Here is a 19110-nt window from a genome sequence, read left to right as displayed (position 1 = left end):
GTTGTTATCGTTGTGATTGTGCATCAACCACGTGTTGCGTGGCCATCTGCTGAATTGTGTTTAAATCGGGTTTTCCGCTGGCCGTACGGGGTAAAGACGGCAACCACAGAACGTGCCGCGGTACCATGTAGGCCGCCACCATCTGCCCAATGTGCCGGATTACCATCAGGTTGTCCAACGGCTCTGCCGTCGCCACCAGTGCGGCAACAAGGGTATAGTCGTTTTCGTGGGGTACAGCAACCACGGCGGCATCTGCAACTGCGTCCAAGGCCAGAAGGTGGGGCACGACCTCATTGGGATAGACACGATTACCGCTGATTTTGACCATGTGATCCTTGCGGCCGCGCAAGAACAGAAAGCCGTCTTCATCCAGATAGCCATAGTCGCCGGTGTAAATCGCCAGTTGTGGGTCGTCAGGGCCAGTGGCAAAAGGATTCGCCCGGCACTTTTCATCCCCCGCCACTTCCCCAAGGTAGCCGTGCATGGTGCCCAAGCCGGTATGGATCACCTCGCCCTCTTCCATTGGCGCAGCAGACTCACCCCGCTCATTAACAATGTAAACCCGTGCGCCGCCAAACGGCGTACCCACGCTGTTTGGTTTGCTGTGCAGGTGCTGAGGGTGCAGGGCCGTGAGACGAAAAGCCTCGGTTTGTCCGTAGGTTTTAAACACCTGCAGGTTGGGCGCTAATGAGGGAAGCCGGGTGACCAGTTCGTGGGCCAGTGACCCACCGGATACGGTGATATAGCGCAAGGTTGAAGGCACATTGAAGGCAAGTTGCTGGTGTAAAAAGTCTTGCCAGATTGCCGGTACGCCGGAGATGCCCGTCACTCCAAACGTTGCTACCGCATTGATGATGTCTGTCGGCAGCCAGGAATCCAGGATCACCAACGGCGCGCCGACCACGATTGCGGTGAGCAGCTGATTCAGGCCCACGTCGAACGAAAAGGGCAATATGTTGAGCAGAACATCGTCGCCGGACAGAGAGAAAAGCCCTATCTCTGCCTCAGCACGTGCCAGCAAATCATCCACACCAATCAACACCCCTTTGGGTACGCCGGTGGACCCGGAGGTAAACAAACACACACCAGGACCATCCGCGATCACAGGCGCCATGATTTCACTGGCCTCGCCCGGTTGCCACGGCATGATCGGCAACCAGTCCTGCAACCGGTTAAATTGATTGTGGTGCATTTTCTGCGCGACGTGGTGATCATGCCACAACCACTGACAATGGGCCGGGATATCACCCTGTTTAGCCGTGCGCAATGCCAGTAGCGCAGCATTGTCGATAAAACCGATACGTGCCGATGACGCGTCAAGCACCTGCGCCAATTGCACCGGTCGCAGCTTATTGTTGAGGGGCGCGGCACACTGACCGGCCGCCATACTGGCAAGGATGCCGACCACCATGGATGGGGATTTCTGGGTAAAAATCGGTACCAGATTGCCTTCGCTGTCCGGATAGGCCTGTCTGATCACGTCAGCCCAGCGAAACACGTCCTGGTACAACTGTTGATAGGTTAACTGGTAGGTTTGTCCGTCGGCCTGACGACCGTACAGCGCCACCTTGTCGCCTTGTCGTAGCGCGTGGTCAGCCAGACGTTGGATGATTGAGTCAGTCATGCTACGCCTCCAGAGTCACACCAAAAGCAGCACACAAAATCCGCAGCGCCGCGTAAAACTCACTCGGATGACCGGTCTGGTGGGTCATGGTAAAGGCAAAGCTGCCCGCCATGTACAGAAAGGTAACCGGCACTCCCCAATACTTGAACTTGCCCCGTTCGAGGAAAAACCAGCGTTTCTTACGTTTGACCTTATTCCACGCAAAATAGGCCGACACACCCAAACCGTGATACAGACCCCAGGCAATAAAATTCAATGAACCCGCATGCCACAGGCCAATGGCCAGAAATGTCATGAACACTGCGGCATAGGGCTGACGGGTTAGCCCCAGGGTCGGCATGTAAACGTACGCCTGACACCAGTTGGCCAGTGTCATGTGCCAGCGTTTCCAGAAGTTACTGATATTGGGCGCCAATACCGGCCAATTGAAGTTTTCCATGATGGTAAAACCAAACAGACGGCTGGCACCGATAGCAATATCACTGTAGGCACTGAAATCCATGTAGATGATCAGGTATGACAGGACCAGAAACCACCACACATCCCAAAAGTGCAATTGATCCAGGTTGTTGAGCAGTTGTTCGGTACCAAAGGGCTGCAAACTGGTTAACAGAACCCCCGCAACCACAAACTTCTTGATCAAACCGTGCACAATTCGGGTGCTGCCCAGAATCACATCATCGCGCCGCAATTGTCGGTGCTGCTGGTTCTGAAAATGATCAAAACGCTCAATGGGCCCGGCAGTGAAAATCGGAAACAGGTAAATATACGCGAAAAACTGCGACAACGAATGGGCCTTGATATTGCCCCGCGAGCATTCAATCGCGTAGTGGATGAACTTGAATGAAAAGTAACTGATCCCCAACGGGATCAGAATGTGCTTGTCGAGGGGTTTGCCGGCCACATACCCCAACAGGGTTGGCACGTATTTAAAATACGCCAGGTAACAAAGGATGCCTATCACCAAGGACGGCACCGCATAGGGACGCCAGCGACCAAAGCGCGACAAGTTGTTGCACACAACATAGAACACGCCCGTCCACACAATCAGGTGCAACAAGGTCTGGCGGTTTTTGGTCAGCAGTGCAGCGCTGTCAAACTGGCCATTTGCCGAGAATAAACTGCCGTCCAGAGAAAACAGATAGGCGAAAGAGATCAGCCCGACAAAGCCAAACCGCCACCGTCCGGGCAACGACCAAAACAACACCACACTGACGGCCAAGCAAAGCCAAAATGTCATATCACTGAACATACTTATTCCTGTTTATTGCACACGATGGTGGTTAAAAACCCTGGTAGCGAAACACCACCGCGCCATGCTCAAGCAATGCAATTTCCACCAACGCCAGGGTGAGGAACACGCCCAGCACGATACCCTGCACGACTCGGCCTGCACGAAGCCAAACGTTATTCATTGTTGTTCTCCCACAACCCCTCTGCCAGGGCCAGTTGCATGACTTTCCGGGTGTACTGATTTGCCGCCTCACGGTCTCGCAAATGGGCCCAGTCATAGAATGCGTCAGTACTGAAATCCAATGTACTGGCAGGTTGCCAGTATTGCACCTGATGCTCCTGGGCAAAGTCAGTGAGCAATTGCTGATGCTTTTGACGCAATGCAGCCGGCAGATACTCTTGCTCAAAGGCCGGATTCATCGGATGTTCGAGAAGCACAATCTGCATGTCGGAGCGCGCGCGGATAAAGGCAATCAGATCCGAAAGCGCGTCGAGATTGTGCCTGTGATTAGCATCGTAATCATCCCATCTGGCGGCGACGCGCTTGGCAATACGATCATAGGCCCTTTTTTTCGCAGCAGGACCGTCCAGATACCCCGCCGAGTAGGTTGGAGGTCCCATCACCAGGTTACGCAGCAGGGCCGGTACCCTCGCGAGTAAAAAGCTGGCGTTATCCAACGCATAGTTCGTGTGCGGCTGGCGCGGGGTAAAACCGTGAGCCAACAGGGTGTTGTCAAACGTTTCACTGCGAAACGCAACCCGCGGCGAGTTCAGTATGTCTTGCAGACTGTCCAATGGCTGGGTCAGCCGGGAGGGCCCCAATCCAACAAACACGATACCCTGACTACCCTGTGGTAACCGGCTGAGCAGATGCTGGCTTTCCCAGAACGTTTGTCGACCTGTGGCCATCGGATAAATTTCGGCACTGTCGCCAACCCGTTGTCGGATCATTTCCGGGCGCATCGCCACCCGTGTTGCTGACGCGCCGACAATGATGACTTTGTCACGGTTGGGATCACTGTATCCCAGGGTCAATGCCCGGGCCGACACAAATGTGGCATCATCAAACGCACTGTCGGCAAACCAACGGTGATTGTCGGACGCAAACCACGCCTCATTGACCCACAACATAACCCACAATAACAACCCCAACGGAATGGCAAGGGTCACTGATAGCGCCAAGCCCGATGGATTGGTCAGGCCCCGTTTAAACGCATGCCAGGGGGTAATAGATGCAGTATCTTGCGCCTGACTCATCCCTGCCCTCCTTTGATAAACGCTTCGGTCTTGGTGGCGACTTCGTCCCGCCACAGGGCACTGGAAAAGGTATGGTTGGCCGCGTCGATACGATGGTTGTTGCTGCACTTGGAGGCGATACTGTTTTGCCAGTCGGTAGAATCAGCCACCACCTGTTCGAACTCGGCGGCGGTGAGATCCTGGCCACTGATGATCAACGAGATATCGCCCGTAAAACGACGCAGCCCCTGTAACATGTGACTGATGTAATTGTCTTCAGTGCTGGGCGCGAGAGCAGACGTCTCCGCGCTGTGTGCTTTACCGCGCATCGCGAGCAGATTCTTAGTCAATGAGGACAACGACGCACCCACATCAAACTCCAGCCGCAACACTTTGCGCCAGAACTGACGATCTTTGAGTCGCGCCAGATAATAATGCTTGACCAGGGTTTTGGCCTCGCCCTGTTCAGAACGGGCCCAGGGATTGAGCAGAACCATGTGCGACACACAATCGTTGTCATACTGACGGGCCCACAACAACATGGAAGACGCAGCGTCACACAGCCCCCACAAGGCGATCTTGTCTACATTGAGCACGACTTTGGCCTGGCGAATGGCGGCGTCGATGTCGCCGGCTGCGTGTAAAAAGTTAGCTTCACGGCCTTCGCTGTCACCCATCCCATAGTAATCAAAACGCATGCAGGGCAGGCCTTTTTCTGCCAGGTGACGGGCCAGCAACACAAACTGTCGATGGCTACCGACCCGTGTCTGGGGTCCACCCACCACAATCAGCACACCGGTGTTGCCGCCTGACTCCTGGGGATGATGGCTGATACCAATCAACTCTCCCTTTTCACCCTGAAACGTAAATGCCTGTTCAGTCATCGGCCGACTCCTCACCGTTCAGTGCCGTGAGTGTGGTGTTGATAAGATCATCACACAGGGCAATCTCCTGCGCGTTCCAGAACGAGGGACCAATCAACGTGTGGACCCGGGTGGGATATTGTTGTTCGAGGCTTGTGACGGCTTTGCTCAGTGCAGGCGTCAGTTGTCCACGACCAGACACCTCATAGACATGCAGCGGCGTCGCCGATGACAATGACGATGGCGTAACAGGAGCCCCTTCAAGCCCGTCAATCAAGGCTTGCTGAAGTGTGTACCCGGCCACTTCCAATCGACCATCCTGTTGCAACTGGGCACGTAAGTCTTTCACCGTCAGGGGTTTACTGTCCTGCTTGATCATATCTGCCGCCAGACGAAGACGCAGAAACTGATTCACAAATTGCGTGCCATTAAACACGGGCTGCCAATAGTGAATCCGCGCAATAAAATCAGTATCGGTCAGCTGTTCACACACGGCATTGCACAGCAAAGCGCCGCTGCGCAATGCAACAATCTGTAACGCCAAGTCAGGCTGCTGGGCTCGCCAGGCGCTAATCCATGCCACAAGGTCGTCGACCCAGTGTTGCCAGCTCGCCTGACCAAAATCCCCGGCACTGTCACCGGTGCCATAAACATCCAACAGGTGGCTTTCATAGCCCGCTTGAGCGGCCGCTTCCATCATCAGGGTCATCATTTTGCGCGACTTGTTCATTTCTTCTGCAAAGGGAGGAATGAACAGTAAAGCGCCGTTGGATTGTCCCTGTGGACGTACCGTAAAACAAAACAACTCAGCATCGTTGAGAGGCATAAATACCGGTATGCGTTGCAGGCTCATAAGGTCATTTTTCCAGCGCAGGTAAAAAGGGAAAATCAGGCAATTGGGCGGCATCGCGATCGTCAAAATACAGATTATTGCCCCCGTAGCGGTCTTTGACCGGTCCGATAAACGCATTGCTGCGTATCTCAGGTTCGACCTTGTCACGCTTGATCTGCAAGAAGCGATTGCTACTGCGATCCATCAGCACGATATTGCCGACCAAGGTGATGCGGTTGTCTTTGTGCTTGTAGCCTTCAAGGCCATAGCCAATCAGGTTCCAGTTTTCGCTGTTCGGGCCTTGCTGCAATATCGAATCAACGACGCGCAATTCTCCACCATTGGGAATGTCGATGAGTCGACTGTCGTTACCCGACAATGATGCAATGACACTGCGTTCAATCACTGTCACTGCCGCCCTGGACTTAATCTCATGGCCCTCATCTTTGGACGACAGAAAGTGGGAGTTTTGAATGAACAATTGCCCGCCGCCCACATAGATTCCGTGCGCCCGGCCAATGCGTCCCAGGTTTTCAAAACGGCTGTTAATGATCTTGACGATGCCGGGCTTTCCCCCGGTTAGCAGGCCTTGCTCGGCATCATGGAAATAAACATTGTCGAGGGTTAAGTCCCGACCGATAAGCCTCACACAGGCACCGTTTTTGTCCTTCACCTGTATATTGAAGCACTCAATCTGTCGGATGGTGGTACGCTTTCCACGAACAACCAACGCTGCCTTATTCTTGTAGGCTTGCCCATGGATGCGGGTGCCTGGCTGTCCGATGATGGTGACATCATTGGCTTTCAGCACCCCACTTTGCTGAAAATCACCGGCGCTTAACTCAATGGTACTGCCGTCTTTGGCTGCCGCCAGCGCCGACCCTAAATCGGGTTGGGGAAGGTTATCCAGCAGAATTTTAGGGGCTGCCGCTAATGAGTGATTGCCCCCTAAAAGCAGAAGGCAGACAAAAAAAAATATCTAATATGCACGCTCGCTAATCCCTATTTCCATGTTTTTTGAGTTTTTTGGAAACCAACTGTTTGAACCACGCAACTTGTCCAGATAAAGACTTTGTATTACAGCAGATCAAACCAAAAAGGCTTCTCTTACTTCCCATCCAATCTTTTTTATAGTCATCATCACCTGTTAAAAAATCAATACAGGTCACACTATCTTTCTCTATTACGTAATTAAAAATTGCTGCAGAAAGGACTGTACCTACACTTTGACCGTGGTAAGCATTACGGTAAGCCAATTTGAAGATATAGGCTGTCTTTTCTTGAACAAACCAAACTTGCGCAGCCACAGCTTGATTTTTATGATACAGAACTCCAACCCTAAGTTGGCCGAGATGCCAAGCCAACTCCAACATCTGATTAATAAAGTCTAGATGTGGTTCTTCTTGTTTCCAACTATCGTTATATACTGAGTGGTAATCCTTCAGTTTGCTCTGCAACTCGGCAAGAGTTTCAGGTACTCCTACATCCCAGTGATATTCCGGGTCTTTATCTAACTTCTTCGTTTTCCGTTTAACCGTATTCTTTAAGCGGCTAGGTCTTCTAGCCCAGTAGTCTTCAACTCCACAAATGCCATCTTCAAACCAGTTTACAGTATGAAAATAAGCCTCCGCTTTGAAGCCTATTTGAGATAAAGCCTCTTTCCAAACACTTACTTGCTCTTCCCTCAATGGTAAAAAGTTGATAGTCGAATAGGCTGAAAGCACCTTTCTATTTTCTTCAATTAGTCGACAAATATCATCCTTACTATGACAACCCAGCACATCAAACATTGATGAGTAGTAGTTTGTCAGACTTTCCGCTTGGTTACCTTTTACTCTTAGGGGTAAACCAACCTTTTCATCTTTTGTAGCAATAAGCCCTGATGACCATTCGGGTTGAGGGATTAACTTTGAAAAAAGGACGAACCATTGTGCCGTCAGGAACACTGGACGATCGGAATCAAAATCTGAAAAATCACTGTAACTCAGTTTTCTTTGGGGGATGGGCTTATTCATTTGTCTCTCTTTCAGAAATTTGATCGTTTACAAGCTTGTTAAGCTTTGGACAATAATTGATTCAACACTAGCCGTAAATGGAACTTAGACTGACTATGATCCCAAGGGGTAAACCGATTGAGCTGATACGGGTCGGTGGAAGGCGTATTGATCCCCCAACGGGTCGACACCGCATGTTCGAAACCGGCCTTTTTGACCTGCATGACGGAAGTGCTGTCGTAGTCGGTATCGGGACGACCGTTAGGATAAGCAAAACCGGTCACCGGTTTGTCCAACCACTGTTCCAGGGTTTCCTTGCAGACCGTTAACTGGCGCAATTGCTCGGCTTCATCCTGCACTTTCATGATCGGGTGGTCCACTGTGTGGGCGCCGATATTGACGCCCGCGTCGGATAGTTCCCGAACCTGGGTTGGGGTCATCATTTTGGGCGCAGAATCGGTTCGCTGGTTTTCCGCCAGCAATCCATCAAGTAGCGTCTGACGTTGACGAAAATCCTGATATTTTATCAGCGGGATCAGCGTTTTTACCGCCTGTTGACGGGAATCAATATCATCCAGCGGCATGGCTGGCAGGTCCATCGCGTTGAGCGACAAGGATGTCAGTGACGGGTCACCAATCAGATCGATAAGCCGATCATTCCACATGTTGACGCCTTCGCTGAACGCAGTAGCGACAAACACGGTGGCCGGGATCTGATATTTTTTAAGGATCGGTAGTGCCACGGTCAGGTTATCCAGATAACCATCATCAAACGTAATACACACCGCATTGGCGGGTAAGCGTTGTTCACGCAACATCACCACCGCGTCGGGTAAGGACACTGGCGTGAAATACTTGCGCAGCAGGGCCATCTGCCATTCGAAGCGCTTTGCATCAGGTTCACTGGGCCGCATAGGGTCGGCAACGGCCATCACCTGATGGTAGATCAGGATACTGAGCTTATTGCGGCTGCCCAATTTGCCGCCAAGTTGCCACAACTTATGCATCGTCTAACCCGTGTTTCTGCAACCACAACTCCAGTATCACCATGATCCAGATGAGTTCGCCATAATAACCGGCATGCACCGTCTGATGGGCTTGTAGCGCTTTATCAATTAATCCTGGCTGGACGATGCCCCGCTGCTTGAACCGCGACAGGCAGTCGTGAGTCAGCGCCTGCAGGGTTTGGTTTTCCTTCATCCAAACACCAAACGGTAAACCGAAACCGTGTTTGCTCTTGTTCAGTGTTTCATCCGCCAGGAAGCCCTTACATGAGCGTTTATAGAAATCACGTAGCTGTCCGCCGGGCAATTTAACATCGGCAGGCACGGTGCAACTGAAATCAACCAGCGCCTTGTCCAGTAACGGATAGTCAACCTCAACCCCGGCCAGTTCACACATTTTACTGACTTTAACCAGATCGTTGTCCGCCAGCGTGAATTTCCAATCAAGGTACAACATCCGATCCACAGAGTGCTCACTGCTGCACTCCTGATAGCGGGCTCGCTTCAGCTTGGTCGGGTACTCAGTGTCCACCTGCTGCAGGAAATCAGCAGCAAACATCTCACTGGCACCAAACTGGTGGATAAAATTGTAGGTTTCTAATCGGTCCGGCAACGGCACATCGGCCTGGCGAATATAACTGGCCACTTTCTTAAAGCCAGGTAACTGTTTTAACGGCGTAGCCGTCAGCATCCAGCGAGGCAGCCATTGCACTGCGCCTGGCAGGCCATGGAAAACCTCGAACTTCTTCTGTTTCACATAGCGCTCATTGCCGGCAAACAGTTCGTCACCACCATCCCCGGCCAGCAGATGTGTGACACCGTGCTGTTTAGCAAACAAGGCACAAAAATACGCCGCCATGGCAGAAGAGTTACCAAAGGGCTCGTCAAAATACTGCGCCACTTCAACAAACTTTTCAGCCGCCTGCTCAGGTTCCAGATACAAAACCTCATGGTCAGTATTGAAATGCCGGGCAGTGATTTGGGCATAAGCGGTCTCATCGTAGTCCGGTTGATGAAAACCGATAGAGAAGGTCTTGGCGGGTTGTTTGTGCCGCGCCAGCATCCCCGCCACGGTGGAGCTGTCAAGCCCGCCGCTCAGAAACGCCCCGCAATCATCAGTGATGTAATGGGACACCGCTTCATCAATGATCGACAGACAGTCTTTTTGCAGGCGTTGAGGGTCCGAGGCCTGAGTCGCAAAGTGTGGCTGATACAACAACGACTCGCGCCGCTGTGCGCCTTCGAAAATCACTGCTTTGGCAGGTTCCAGCTTAAAACACTGCTGGTAAATGGTGTCCGGTGCCGGGATGCAGTGCGAATAGAAATAGTTGTAGATCGCCTGACGATTAAGGGTTACCGCAACCCCCTGCTGATGACGCAATGCACCCAGGTTGTCTGCGATGTGCAGATTGTCACCTTGTTGCGCGTAAAACCCCGGCTGCATCCCCATGTGATCGTTGAACAGCACGACCTGCTGTTTGGCCGTATCAACCAGGGTGATGAAATACCGTCCGTACAATTGCGCAAACAGCGCTGCCGGGTCGCCGCACTGATCCCACAGAAGGAGGAGACCCTCGGCATCCACAGGTGAACCTTGTTGGGTCTTCGGGTGCCCTTTGATCACCACATGCGCGCGGTCATTGTGTGCATATTCACTGTGCTGGCCCGCGGTAATGTGGCACGTCCGGTTGCCTACCTCAATGGCCAATGTAACGGAGGTCGTTTGCTGCTGTTCCATAATCTGCCAACTGTTAAAATCGATAACGTCGAATCGTCTGGGTTTACACCGTCACAAAGACGACACCAACAACGATTCCATTGCTTTTGCCTGATACTGGCGTGAATACCCATACAGGGTTTGCTCATCCAGGTGGGGCACATTACCCCCACGGATGCCGTCGATAAATTGTACCAGCGCAGTCTCTATCTGTTCGGCATTGTCCAACGGTGCAATCTGCGCCACACCCGCGCCGGCCAACAATTGCCCAGTATCGCCCTCCTCAGGGGTCAACGCCAGTACCGGCTTGCCGCTGCGAATATATTCATAGGCTTTGGCAGGGATTTGATAATTACAATTCGCAGCCTGTAGAAGCAGCAGCGCGTCAACACTGAGCATTTCCTGCAGCGCCTGTTTATACGGTACCGTTGGTGCCAGGGTAACCACATCTTCAATGTTCAGGTCACTGAGCTGCTGGCGGTAATGATCATCATGTCCGGTGGCACGCAAACGCAACTCAAATCCTTGCGCGTCAATTTTGCCCTGCTGCTTTAATGCCGCGATGGCGGCGAATAAATCACTGGGGTCCCGTTCATTTGGATAAATAAGTCCGCTGTGTAACAGCACGAGTTTGCCATTCTCTTGCGACAATTGCGGCACGACATCGTCAAACATCGCCTCATCGTAGCCATTTGGGATGACATGCCAGAAATCCTCCGCCACGTCAGGAAACTTGTCCTGATAAAAGCGCTTGGTACCCAATGTTGTTACAATCGCCACCTTCGCGTGCTTCACGACCTTACGCTCAATCCACTCAAACCACTTTTTACGCTTAGGATCTGACGGATAGTCTGCTTGCGCCATGGGATCTCTCAAATCCACTACCCAAGGGATACCAGTGATGCGGTGCAACAGATAACCAATCATGTGTGCTGACGCTATCGGATAGGTCGATACGATGATCGACGGCCGCTTCCCCATCACAGACCAAAGCCCACGAATCACACCACCAATAATCCAGCTTTGCCAGTTGTCCGGCAATGCCATCGCGCCAAGGTACTTACCTTTGATGCTGAAATGCCGCGCTACATTGCGGGCATAGGCACGTATCACGTTAACCTTATCCGGGATGAAATCATATTGTTGTTCAGACCAGTTATCATAGGCCTTCACGGACGTGGTCAACACGCTGACGTCCCAGCCGCAATCTACCAAATGACGGATAAATGCCAGGGTGCGATGCACACCACTGCTTCCTAATATGGGAGGGAAATGATACGCAACATAAAGGATTGAAGGAGTGTCTTTTCTCACGTTTATTATTCTTCTTCGATTGGATTAGGCACAATAACGTTCAACTGTAATATATGGCACTGCGTAAGCGCTTTAACACCTTTTGCGGCAGATTGAAGCTTGGTTTGATTGCCTCATATCCGAAACGTTTAAGTCCTTCCCCACAAAGGTGGACAAAAGTCGCATTATCAAATGGACTGAGCTTTTCACGCCACTCTTCAACTTTTCTAGGGTCTGGTCTTCTGACAGAATTTTTGTGCCACTCTACGCTATCTTTGGGCAATACGCTTTTATGATTGTCGAAATCCAGCATTTCCGGAACAAAATCACATTGAGCAAACCCACATAGCGACTTAACCACTTCTTCGGTATCAGTGATCAAATCACAATATCTAACCACTCTAATATTATTTGGGAACAATGTTTCGATCATTTCTACCGACTGAATTGCCATATTCCAAAAATATGCAAGCTTAGATGGCTGCTTGGCGCCCCAAGATATACTTTTTTGTGACACAAAAATGCCACGAGGATCCCTGACGAGGGCGATTATGCGAGCATCCGGGAAAAAATGCAGAATTTCGTGCATTTTGATGATGTAATGAGGCGTTTTAACACCCCATCTTGTTTTACCTTCGCGACGACTGTTGTCATCAAACAGCGCGCTGATCATTTCCGCTGGCGAATGAACCTCTCTCAGTTTGTCCATATCCGGAAATGTGATGCCGCCTTTTTGCGTTAGGGGCTCATTGAGGATATTTTCCATCAAAGATTTTTTTTGTTCCCAGTCATAAAAATCCAGCTCTACGGCTGCTGAGATAACATCTAAAAAATTGGATTCAAAGGGAATGCTGATTTCAGGATGCCTATTAAATATCAATCGCAAAAACGTCGTTCCTGAACGTTGTACGCCAACGATAAAAATAGGAGGGGTGGCCATCTAAACATACTCCATTTGCTTGCTCATTGTTTGTAATGAGATCACCAAGTGACAAGTCTAGCGCAAAGAAGCGCGCAGAATCTATCCTTTCGCCAATAAGATTTTGTGAAACCGCCGCGATTGCGGCGTTTTTTGGTTGACAGTACAGTGCAGTTTGATAGTTTGCCGTGATTCATTGCGATTCCAATTACTGCAGGAAAATTCCCGTGTCCGCGCATTTACAAGGATTTCCCCCAAACGTTTTTCTACTCGGTGCCCAGAAAGCGGGCACAACGCAATTGGCCAGTTACCTGGACCAGCACCCGGACATCTGCCTGTCAGCGCCTAAGGAACCCGACTTTTTTACCCAGCACTTCGACAAAGGCTTGAGTTGGTTTGAGCAACGCTTCGAAGACACGAGAAAATGCCTGATTGACGCGTCAACCAGCTACAGCTGTGCGCCATTGCCGGACTACTTCAGTGCCGATGTTGGCCGTGTCAGTGCCTACGCAGGCATTGCACAACGCATCGCCGACACGGTTCCCGACGCGCGATTTATTTATATCATGCGTAATCCGACCGACAGAGCCTACTCGGCGTATCTGCATCAAGTCCGGGCCGGATTAGAGTCGCGCCCTTTTGAACAAGCCATAGAACAGGATAGCTACTATTTGCGTACCGGGCTGTATCAGGGGCAACTGGAACTGTATCTGGCCCATTTTGCCAAAGACCGGTTCCATTTCGCGTTTTTTGAAGAGTTCATTAAGACTCCCCACGATCATGTTAAAGCCTGCTTTGCTTTTCTCGGTCTGGATCAGGATGTTGCGTTGCACGAAAATGTCAGCCAAAACCAATCTTTCGTGTATTCAGGGCCTTTTGGCCGACTCAACCAAGCCATTGGTCGCCGGGGTGGCCTGAACCAGCTCGTTAAAACCATCAAACCCCTGATCCCCAGATCACTGCTGGAGAAAACAGCCAAGGTCATGACCGAGAAGCCGCCCAAAATGACAGAAAAACAGCGACAAATTGTGGACGCATTCTATGCGCCTTACCATGCGTCACTGGCCGAGCTTGTCGGTCGAACCTCGTTACCGTGGTAGCGCAATCCAACGCGTATCGGTTGCCTGTGATGGCGGGATCCAATAAGCTAGTGGCTTCTCTGGCGGCCTCTCGCAGAAGACTGCCCCATTAAACCAATTCATTGCATTGGTTCTGACGGATATTTGATATGGTTTTCAAATCCTTTTTTGCTGTAGTTTGCTTACTTTCGGTCGCTTTTGGCGCTGTGGCCCGCAACAATGTGACCTGCGACATCGTTCCCGGTAACCCATTGACTAATCAGTACGGGCCGTGGGATTTCACCAATCCTGCACATCAAGAACAGTTGCCGATTGTTATTAATAACCATTTTAGTAGCAATGTTGAGCGGTTAATTAAGGGTCAAACCGGAAAGCTTGAACACGACCTTGATTATACCCTGCGCGCCATTCCCAATTTCCATCGCGCGTTATTCGCCGTTTCCCGTTATCAACGCCAACAGAACATTGAGTATGCCACGATTGATGACTATTACACCGCCGAGTGCTATTTCAAGCGCGCGATCTATTTTCAGCCTGCGGATGCTACCACCAGAGCTCTGTTTGGTCTGCACCTGCACTCCACGGGCAATTATGAGGGTGCGGAAGAAAACTACCTGTCTGCATTGACGATTCAACCAGAAAACCCGGAAATTCACTACAACCTGGGCCTTCTCTACGTCGATATGGGCAAGCTGGAAGCCGCTCAGAAACATGCGAAAGTGGCATATGACGCCGGATTTCCACTGGATGGTTTGAAAAACAAAATTGAACGGGCCAGAAGCAATACCGCGGACAACGGATAGGGTCATGTGACCGTGATTAATTTCACGCTGCTGAAACATGACACTGGCAACCTTTAAACGCTAAACAACTACACTACCTACTATGAAAACTGGATGGATCGTTAGCACAATGCTGGGATGGCTGATGTGCACAGGTACGTTGTATGCGCAATCGACCTCGCAAGCGCAGATAGGCTGGCACAAGCACCCTACCCCGCACACCTTTGAAGATGTGGCCCTGAGCCGCGAGGCGCATGATGCGTTGCTAGACGACAGTGATGGTCAGGATTTTTGGGGTAACATGGGACCAAACGCGGTCTTCCGTGCCTGGACCAGCGCAGCCTTTTCCCCGTCGCAACAACGCTTTTACTTCTTTGGCGGTGGCCATTCCGATTACGGCGGCAATGAAATCTATACCTTTGATGTGAGTAATGGCAGTTGGGCACGTCTGACTGACCCGGCGCCGCTGGTCAAGCCAGAAGCCCACAGCCAGAAGGCAAATACCACGGTGTACCTGCCCGAGAACTCTCCTATGTCTACCCATACCTATGACGGTGTGGTCTGGAACCCAACTACCCAGAGTATCTGGACCAGCAGCCCTCACGGCTTCGGCGGTGGTGGCGGTGTGCCTCCCCATGCTCCTGAAACTCCCGTCATGTGGGAATTTAAAACCGCCACCAACACCTGGCACCAGTATCCGGCCTCAGTTAATTTTCATTATCCGATGTCGGCTTATCTCGCCGAACGTAATCAGGCGTTATTCATCGGTCATGTGAATAAAAAGCATGTTGCTGCCCTATATGACACTGACGGTAAAGAAACCTGGCTTGGTGAAGTCATTGGGCTTGATGCTCCAGGTCTATCCAGTCTGTTTGTCCACCCACAAACCGGACAGCTGTACTCTGCCCACAAGTACGCCATTTATCGCCTCGACTGGCAGGGTAACACCCTGAGCGCCACCAAAGTGGTCGAGTTTCCGGCCCTTGAAGACCTGCACTTCACCAACTTCTTCGCCCAGGCCGCGATTAACTTCCGCCCTGTCGACGGCAAGTTTTACTTCTGGAACGGTGGCCCCGAAATCATGACCTGGGACCCCCAGTCTCTCGACTTCGAGGTTATCTGGAACGAGCAGGATACCGACACCCCACTGCGTGACGCCCAGGGTGCCAATAAAGTGTTCAGTAAATTCACCTACGTGGAACAGGGCGACTATTTTGTCGGCCTGCAAAATGCCGGCGATAATCAGGGCTCCGATGGTGTGTGGTACTGGTACCCGCGCAGCAACCCTGACGACATCAATGTGCTCACCCCGCAGACCCTGCAAGCCGATGGTGTCACACAGACCTCTGCCAGCCTGCTGTTGCCTGCTAAACAGGATAAAAACTTCAATGCCACCGTACGCATTGATATCAAAGCCCAGGGACAAGACCAGTGGCAACGGGCCATCGACCTGTTCCGCATGCGCCCTGACATGGTACGCAACTCCAAAAACAGCACCGAACTGTCGCCCGATGGCTTTGCCGGCATCATCACCGGCCTGACCCCGGACACCCAATACACTGTCCGTGCCACCGTGCAGGACCCGGACGCTACAACCGAATATGACGTGCAGGAAATCACCCTGCGCACCAGTGCCATGCCCGGCACACAAGGCCAGTTGCGCCAAATCGTGATTGCCAATGACAGCGAACTGCAAAGTGCCCTTAACCAGGCCGAGCCCGGCGACACCTTCGTGCTGTCTCCCGGACTGTACGGCCCCATCACCCTGAAACAAAGTGGTACAGCCGCACACCCTGTCACCGTCACCGGTGCCAGCCTCGGCAATGTCCTTATCAATGCCGACGGCCAGGGCGTGGGTGTCGACATCGATGCCAGTTATGTGCGCATTCACAACCTGTCCATCACCAATGCCGGTAAAGGGGTTCGCCTGAGCAGTGACACCCAGGGCGTGGTCATCGACAGCAACCTTATCAATCAGGTCAATGTCGGTATCGACGCCAAAGGCGGCCATCAGGACCTGACCATCATCAATAACCGTCTGACCGGCCCTCATGCCTTCGGTAACCTCAGCAATGAGACCTGGAACCATGAAGGCATTGTCGTTACCGGACACAACATTGAAGTTGCCCACAACACCCTGGCCGGCTTCGGTGACTCCCTCGGCCTGCACTGGAACACCCAACGGGCCAACGTCGCCATCAATATCCACCACAACCTGATTAACTGGGGTGGCGATGATGGTATCGAATTCGACTTCGCGCTGCGCAATGTCGCTGTGCACCACAACCTTATCACCAACACCGCCAATGGCCTGAGCTTCCAGCCCGTGTGGGGTGGCCCGGTGTATGCCTATCGCAACGTGGTGCTCAACGCCGCCCGCGGTCCGCTGAAAATCAAGCCGGAGCAAGACAACCCCAGCGGCATGCTCATCTACCACAACACCCTGGTGACCCGTGATTCTGACGTCGGCACCGGTGAAGCCTGGAAAAACAGCAGTGGCGACATCCGTCTGCTGACCATCAACAACAACCTGTTCGTCAGTGGTGCCGGCAGCTCTGAGTTCACCCTGAAAAATACCAGTGCTCACAGCTACGTCAACCTCGACTACAACGGTTGGACACAGGACGGTAAGTTCACTTTTGACCTCGCCAGCCAACGCTATGCGGTGTCCGTCGACAGCTTCGCACAGTGGCAGCAAGGTCCGTTGGGTAACCATGACCGTCTGCTCGACAGCGACACCCTGTTTGCCGACAGCCTGTCGCTGCAACGCTTCGATGACTACCTCAGCACCAGCACCGATGTGCGTTTGAACAGTGCATCCATGGCCATCGACGGCGGTATCGCTATCCCCGGCATCAATGATGCCTACCAGGGTAATGCCCCAGACCTGGGCGCCTATGAAGCCGGACAGCCACTGCCCGTTTACGGTGCACAGCTGACCGTCGCCGAAGACCAGGTGCTGATTGCTCTGCCTGATCATGTGAGCGTACAAAAAGGCCAACGGGTCGCCATAGCCCCCTTGCTCAATGATATTCATCGCCAAGGACGAGCGCTAAACCTGACCGCGATAGAAACCCCTAAACGGGGCACGTTAACCATGACGGGTAACTTCGGTTTCTACACTGCCGACAGCTCGTTCGAAGGCTCATTACGTCTTGCATACACGGTCAGTGACAATCGGGGCCAGCAAGACAATAGCGAAATTGTGATTACGATCACCGGCGACAATCAACCGCCGGTGGCAGTAAACGATACGGTGGAATTAATGGGGCTCAATGAACATACCTTTGATGTCACCCTGCTACTGGCCAATGATCGGGATCCGGACGATGATCCCCTGACGTTGCAAAACATACAAATGCCAACCCGCGGCACACTGTCACTCATTAACCAGACGTTAGTGTATCGCCCCGATAACAACCGATTTGGTGATGAGCGTGTCAGTTATACCATCACCGATGGTCGTGGTGGCGAAGCCTCTGCCTTCCTGACCCTGTCAGTAGTAGCCGACAATCACGTGAAAGGCACCGAATATCGCGACAGCATCGACCTCAGTGACAGCACCTTCGGTTTTACCCTTGAGGGACTCGATGGCCACGACTACCTGGTTGGTTCACAGGGCAAAGATAGGATTGATGGCGGCGACGGCAGTGACGTTGTTGACGCCCAGGGCGGCGATGACTATATCCTGTTCGCGGGTACTACGATGGGTTTTGACAACATCGATGGGGGTGACGGCTACGACCAGATCCTCGGCACCGAAGGCGATGACACCCTGTCCATTGATTCGCTGGTGAATGTCGAAAAAATCGATGCCAAAGGCGGTTATGACATTTTGCTTGGCGATAACTATCGTCAACAGTTTGATTTCAGAAAAACCGTACTCCGTGGTATAGAACTGATCGATTTGGCCGGGGGCCATGACCAATTCATTGGCAGTGCCCAGTGGGACAAGGTACTGCCTGGCGAAGGCAATGATAGCATTGACGGACAAGCCGGCCAGGATACGGTGTACTACCGCTACAACGCGGCAGATTATGTGATTGAATACCAGCATGATGGCAGTTGGCTGGTGACGGCCCTCAAGGGCGATGAAGGACAGGACACCCTGATACGGATAGAATACCTGCATTTTAGTGACGGTAAACGCCCGTTGTAGTTCCTCACTCCGCGAATTATTTTGTTATCACTCACTAACAACAAAGCCGTTACCATTAAACGAAAGTCGTATTTTTTTACCCAACTATCGAAAAAACTTTTGCCCACGATGTCATGCTGACAAATGCCATGTGATCCATTTTGTGTCGCAATTTGCCAACACTATTATCAGGTGCAACAAGCACTTACAAACCCCACCAACAACGCCCCTTTTTTTAACCCACCTCTTTCATCACGGTTTAGCGACTGCCAGCTAATACGTGGTTATTTGTTCGTATATTTTTTCACCCCTTTTCGATTGGTAAGGTGCGCTCCGCATCACCGATGCACGGTTTTTTTTAATCACTCAGGGTTGGAGTACGAACTTACAGGTAAA

General features: G+C 51.9%; 15 protein-coding genes. 3 read left to right on the top strand and 12 right to left on the bottom strand.

What is annotated here, in order from left to right:
- Nucleotides 1–4 precede the first annotated feature (4 nt).
- The 12 genes from LJ739_RS01325 to LJ739_RS01275 form a co-directional block, all read right to left on the bottom strand.
- On the bottom strand, nt 5–1624 hold the full coding sequence (locus tag LJ739_RS01325) for a class I adenylate-forming enzyme family protein (RefSeq protein ID WP_229156795.1): 1620 nt from the start codon (nt 1622–1624) through the stop codon (nt 5–7).
- A gap of 1 nt (nt 1625) precedes the next feature.
- A complete protein-coding gene (locus tag LJ739_RS01320; RefSeq protein WP_229156794.1) occupies nt 1626–2876 on the bottom strand; it encodes an MBOAT family O-acyltransferase in 1251 nt (416 codons plus the stop codon).
- A gap of 31 nt (nt 2877–2907) precedes the next feature.
- Nucleotides 2908–3039: a hypothetical protein gene (locus LJ739_RS19010; protein ID WP_267494124.1), complete on the bottom strand. Its 132-nt coding sequence runs from the start codon at nt 3037–3039 to the stop codon at nt 2908–2910.
- A complete protein-coding gene (locus tag LJ739_RS01315) occupies nt 3032–4114 on the bottom strand; it encodes a hypothetical protein (protein ID WP_229156793.1) in 1083 nt (360 codons plus the stop codon). The genes LJ739_RS19010 and LJ739_RS01315 overlap by 8 nt, the downstream gene beginning before the upstream one ends.
- Nucleotides 4111–4977, bottom strand: coding sequence for a hydrolase 1, exosortase A system-associated (locus LJ739_RS01310; protein WP_229156792.1), 867 nt, complete (start codon nt 4975–4977; stop codon nt 4111–4113). The genes LJ739_RS01315 and LJ739_RS01310 overlap by 4 nt, the downstream gene beginning before the upstream one ends.
- Nucleotides 4970–5809, bottom strand: coding sequence for a hydrolase 2, exosortase A system-associated (locus LJ739_RS01305; protein WP_229156791.1), 840 nt, complete (start codon nt 5807–5809; stop codon nt 4970–4972). Before LJ739_RS01305 ends, LJ739_RS01310 begins: the two co-directional genes overlap by 8 nt.
- 4 nt (nt 5810–5813) lie before the next feature.
- On the bottom strand, nt 5814–6599 hold the full coding sequence (locus LJ739_RS01300) for a hypothetical protein (RefSeq protein ID WP_229156790.1): 786 nt from the start codon (nt 6597–6599) through the stop codon (nt 5814–5816).
- Nucleotides 6600–6783: 184 nt separating this feature from the next.
- Entirely contained in the window at nt 6784–7803 is a 1020-nt protein-coding gene (locus tag LJ739_RS01295; protein WP_229156789.1) for a GNAT family N-acetyltransferase, read from the bottom strand.
- A 38-nt stretch (nt 7804–7841) separates the two neighbouring features.
- Nucleotides 7842–8789 (bottom strand): polysaccharide deacetylase family protein, encoded by a 948-nt coding sequence (locus tag LJ739_RS01290; protein ID WP_229156788.1) that lies wholly within the window; start codon nt 8787–8789, stop codon nt 7842–7844.
- Nucleotides 8782–10524: an asparagine synthetase B family protein gene (locus LJ739_RS01285; RefSeq protein WP_229156787.1), complete on the bottom strand. Its 1743-nt coding sequence runs from the start codon at nt 10522–10524 to the stop codon at nt 8782–8784. Before LJ739_RS01285 ends, LJ739_RS01290 begins: the two co-directional genes overlap by 8 nt.
- Before the next feature lie 51 nt (nt 10525–10575).
- On the bottom strand, nt 10576–11748 hold the full coding sequence (locus LJ739_RS01280) for a glycosyltransferase (protein WP_229156786.1): 1173 nt from the start codon (nt 11746–11748) through the stop codon (nt 10576–10578).
- A gap of 109 nt (nt 11749–11857) precedes the next feature.
- Nucleotides 11858–12736, bottom strand: coding sequence for a sulfotransferase family protein (locus LJ739_RS01275; RefSeq protein WP_229156785.1), 879 nt, complete (start codon nt 12734–12736; stop codon nt 11858–11860).
- Between the two features lie 206 nt (nt 12737–12942).
- Here LJ739_RS01275 and LJ739_RS01270 point away from each other — a divergent pair, with 206 nt between their 5' ends.
- From LJ739_RS01270 to LJ739_RS01260, 3 genes are all read left to right on the top strand, one after another.
- Complete coding sequence (locus tag LJ739_RS01270) at nt 12943–13815, top strand: sulfotransferase family protein (protein ID WP_229156784.1); 873 nt, start codon at nt 12943–12945, stop codon at nt 13813–13815.
- 128 nt (nt 13816–13943) lie between these two features.
- Nucleotides 13944–14597, top strand: a complete 654-nt coding sequence (locus LJ739_RS01265; RefSeq protein ID WP_229156783.1) for a tetratricopeptide repeat protein — start codon at nt 13944–13946, stop codon at nt 14595–14597.
- Between the two features lie 109 nt (nt 14598–14706).
- Nucleotides 14707–18735, top strand: a complete 4029-nt coding sequence (locus tag LJ739_RS01260; RefSeq protein WP_229156782.1) for an Ig-like domain-containing protein — start codon at nt 14707–14709, stop codon at nt 18733–18735.
- Nucleotides 18736–19110 lie beyond the last annotated feature (375 nt).

Origin of the sequence: Fluctibacter halophilus, assembly GCF_020687825.1 — a bacterium.
Classification (GTDB): Bacteria; Pseudomonadota; Gammaproteobacteria; order Enterobacterales; family Alteromonadaceae; genus Fluctibacter; species Fluctibacter halophilus.
This window is presented reverse-complemented; position numbering and strand designations above follow the sequence as displayed.

Excerpts from the sequence above, each read along its gene's own strand:
- LJ739_RS01325 (WP_229156795.1), bottom strand. The coding sequence starts at position 1,624 with ATGACTGACTCAATCATCCAACGTCTGGCTGACCACGCGCTACGACAA.
- LJ739_RS01320 (WP_229156794.1), bottom strand. The coding sequence starts at position 2,876 with ATGTTCAGTGATATGACATTTTGGCTTTGCTTGGCCGTCAGTGTGGTG.
- LJ739_RS19010 (WP_267494124.1), bottom strand. The coding sequence starts at position 3,039 with ATGAATAACGTTTGGCTTCGTGCAGGCCGAGTCGTGCAGGGTATCGTG.
- LJ739_RS01315 (WP_229156793.1), bottom strand. The coding sequence starts at position 4,114 with ATGAGTCAGGCGCAAGATACTGCATCTATTACCCCCTGGCATGCGTTT.
- LJ739_RS01310 (WP_229156792.1), bottom strand. The coding sequence starts at position 4,977 with ATGACTGAACAGGCATTTACGTTTCAGGGTGAAAAGGGAGAGTTGATT.
- LJ739_RS01305 (WP_229156791.1), bottom strand. The coding sequence starts at position 5,809 with ATGAGCCTGCAACGCATACCGGTATTTATGCCTCTCAACGATGCTGAG.
- LJ739_RS01295 (WP_229156789.1), bottom strand. The coding sequence starts at position 7,803 with ATGAATAAGCCCATCCCCCAAAGAAAACTGAGTTACAGTGATTTTTCA.
- LJ739_RS01290 (WP_229156788.1), bottom strand. The coding sequence starts at position 8,789 with ATGCATAAGTTGTGGCAACTTGGCGGCAAATTGGGCAGCCGCAATAAG.
- LJ739_RS01285 (WP_229156787.1), bottom strand. The coding sequence starts at position 10,524 with ATGGAACAGCAGCAAACGACCTCCGTTACATTGGCCATTGAGGTAGGC.
- LJ739_RS01275 (WP_229156785.1), bottom strand. The coding sequence starts at position 12,736 with ATGGCCACCCCTCCTATTTTTATCGTTGGCGTACAACGTTCAGGAACG.
- LJ739_RS01265 (WP_229156783.1), top strand. The coding sequence starts at position 13,944 with ATGGTTTTCAAATCCTTTTTTGCTGTAGTTTGCTTACTTTCGGTCGCT.
- LJ739_RS01260 (WP_229156782.1), top strand. The coding sequence starts at position 14,707 with ATGCTGGGATGGCTGATGTGCACAGGTACGTTGTATGCGCAATCGACC.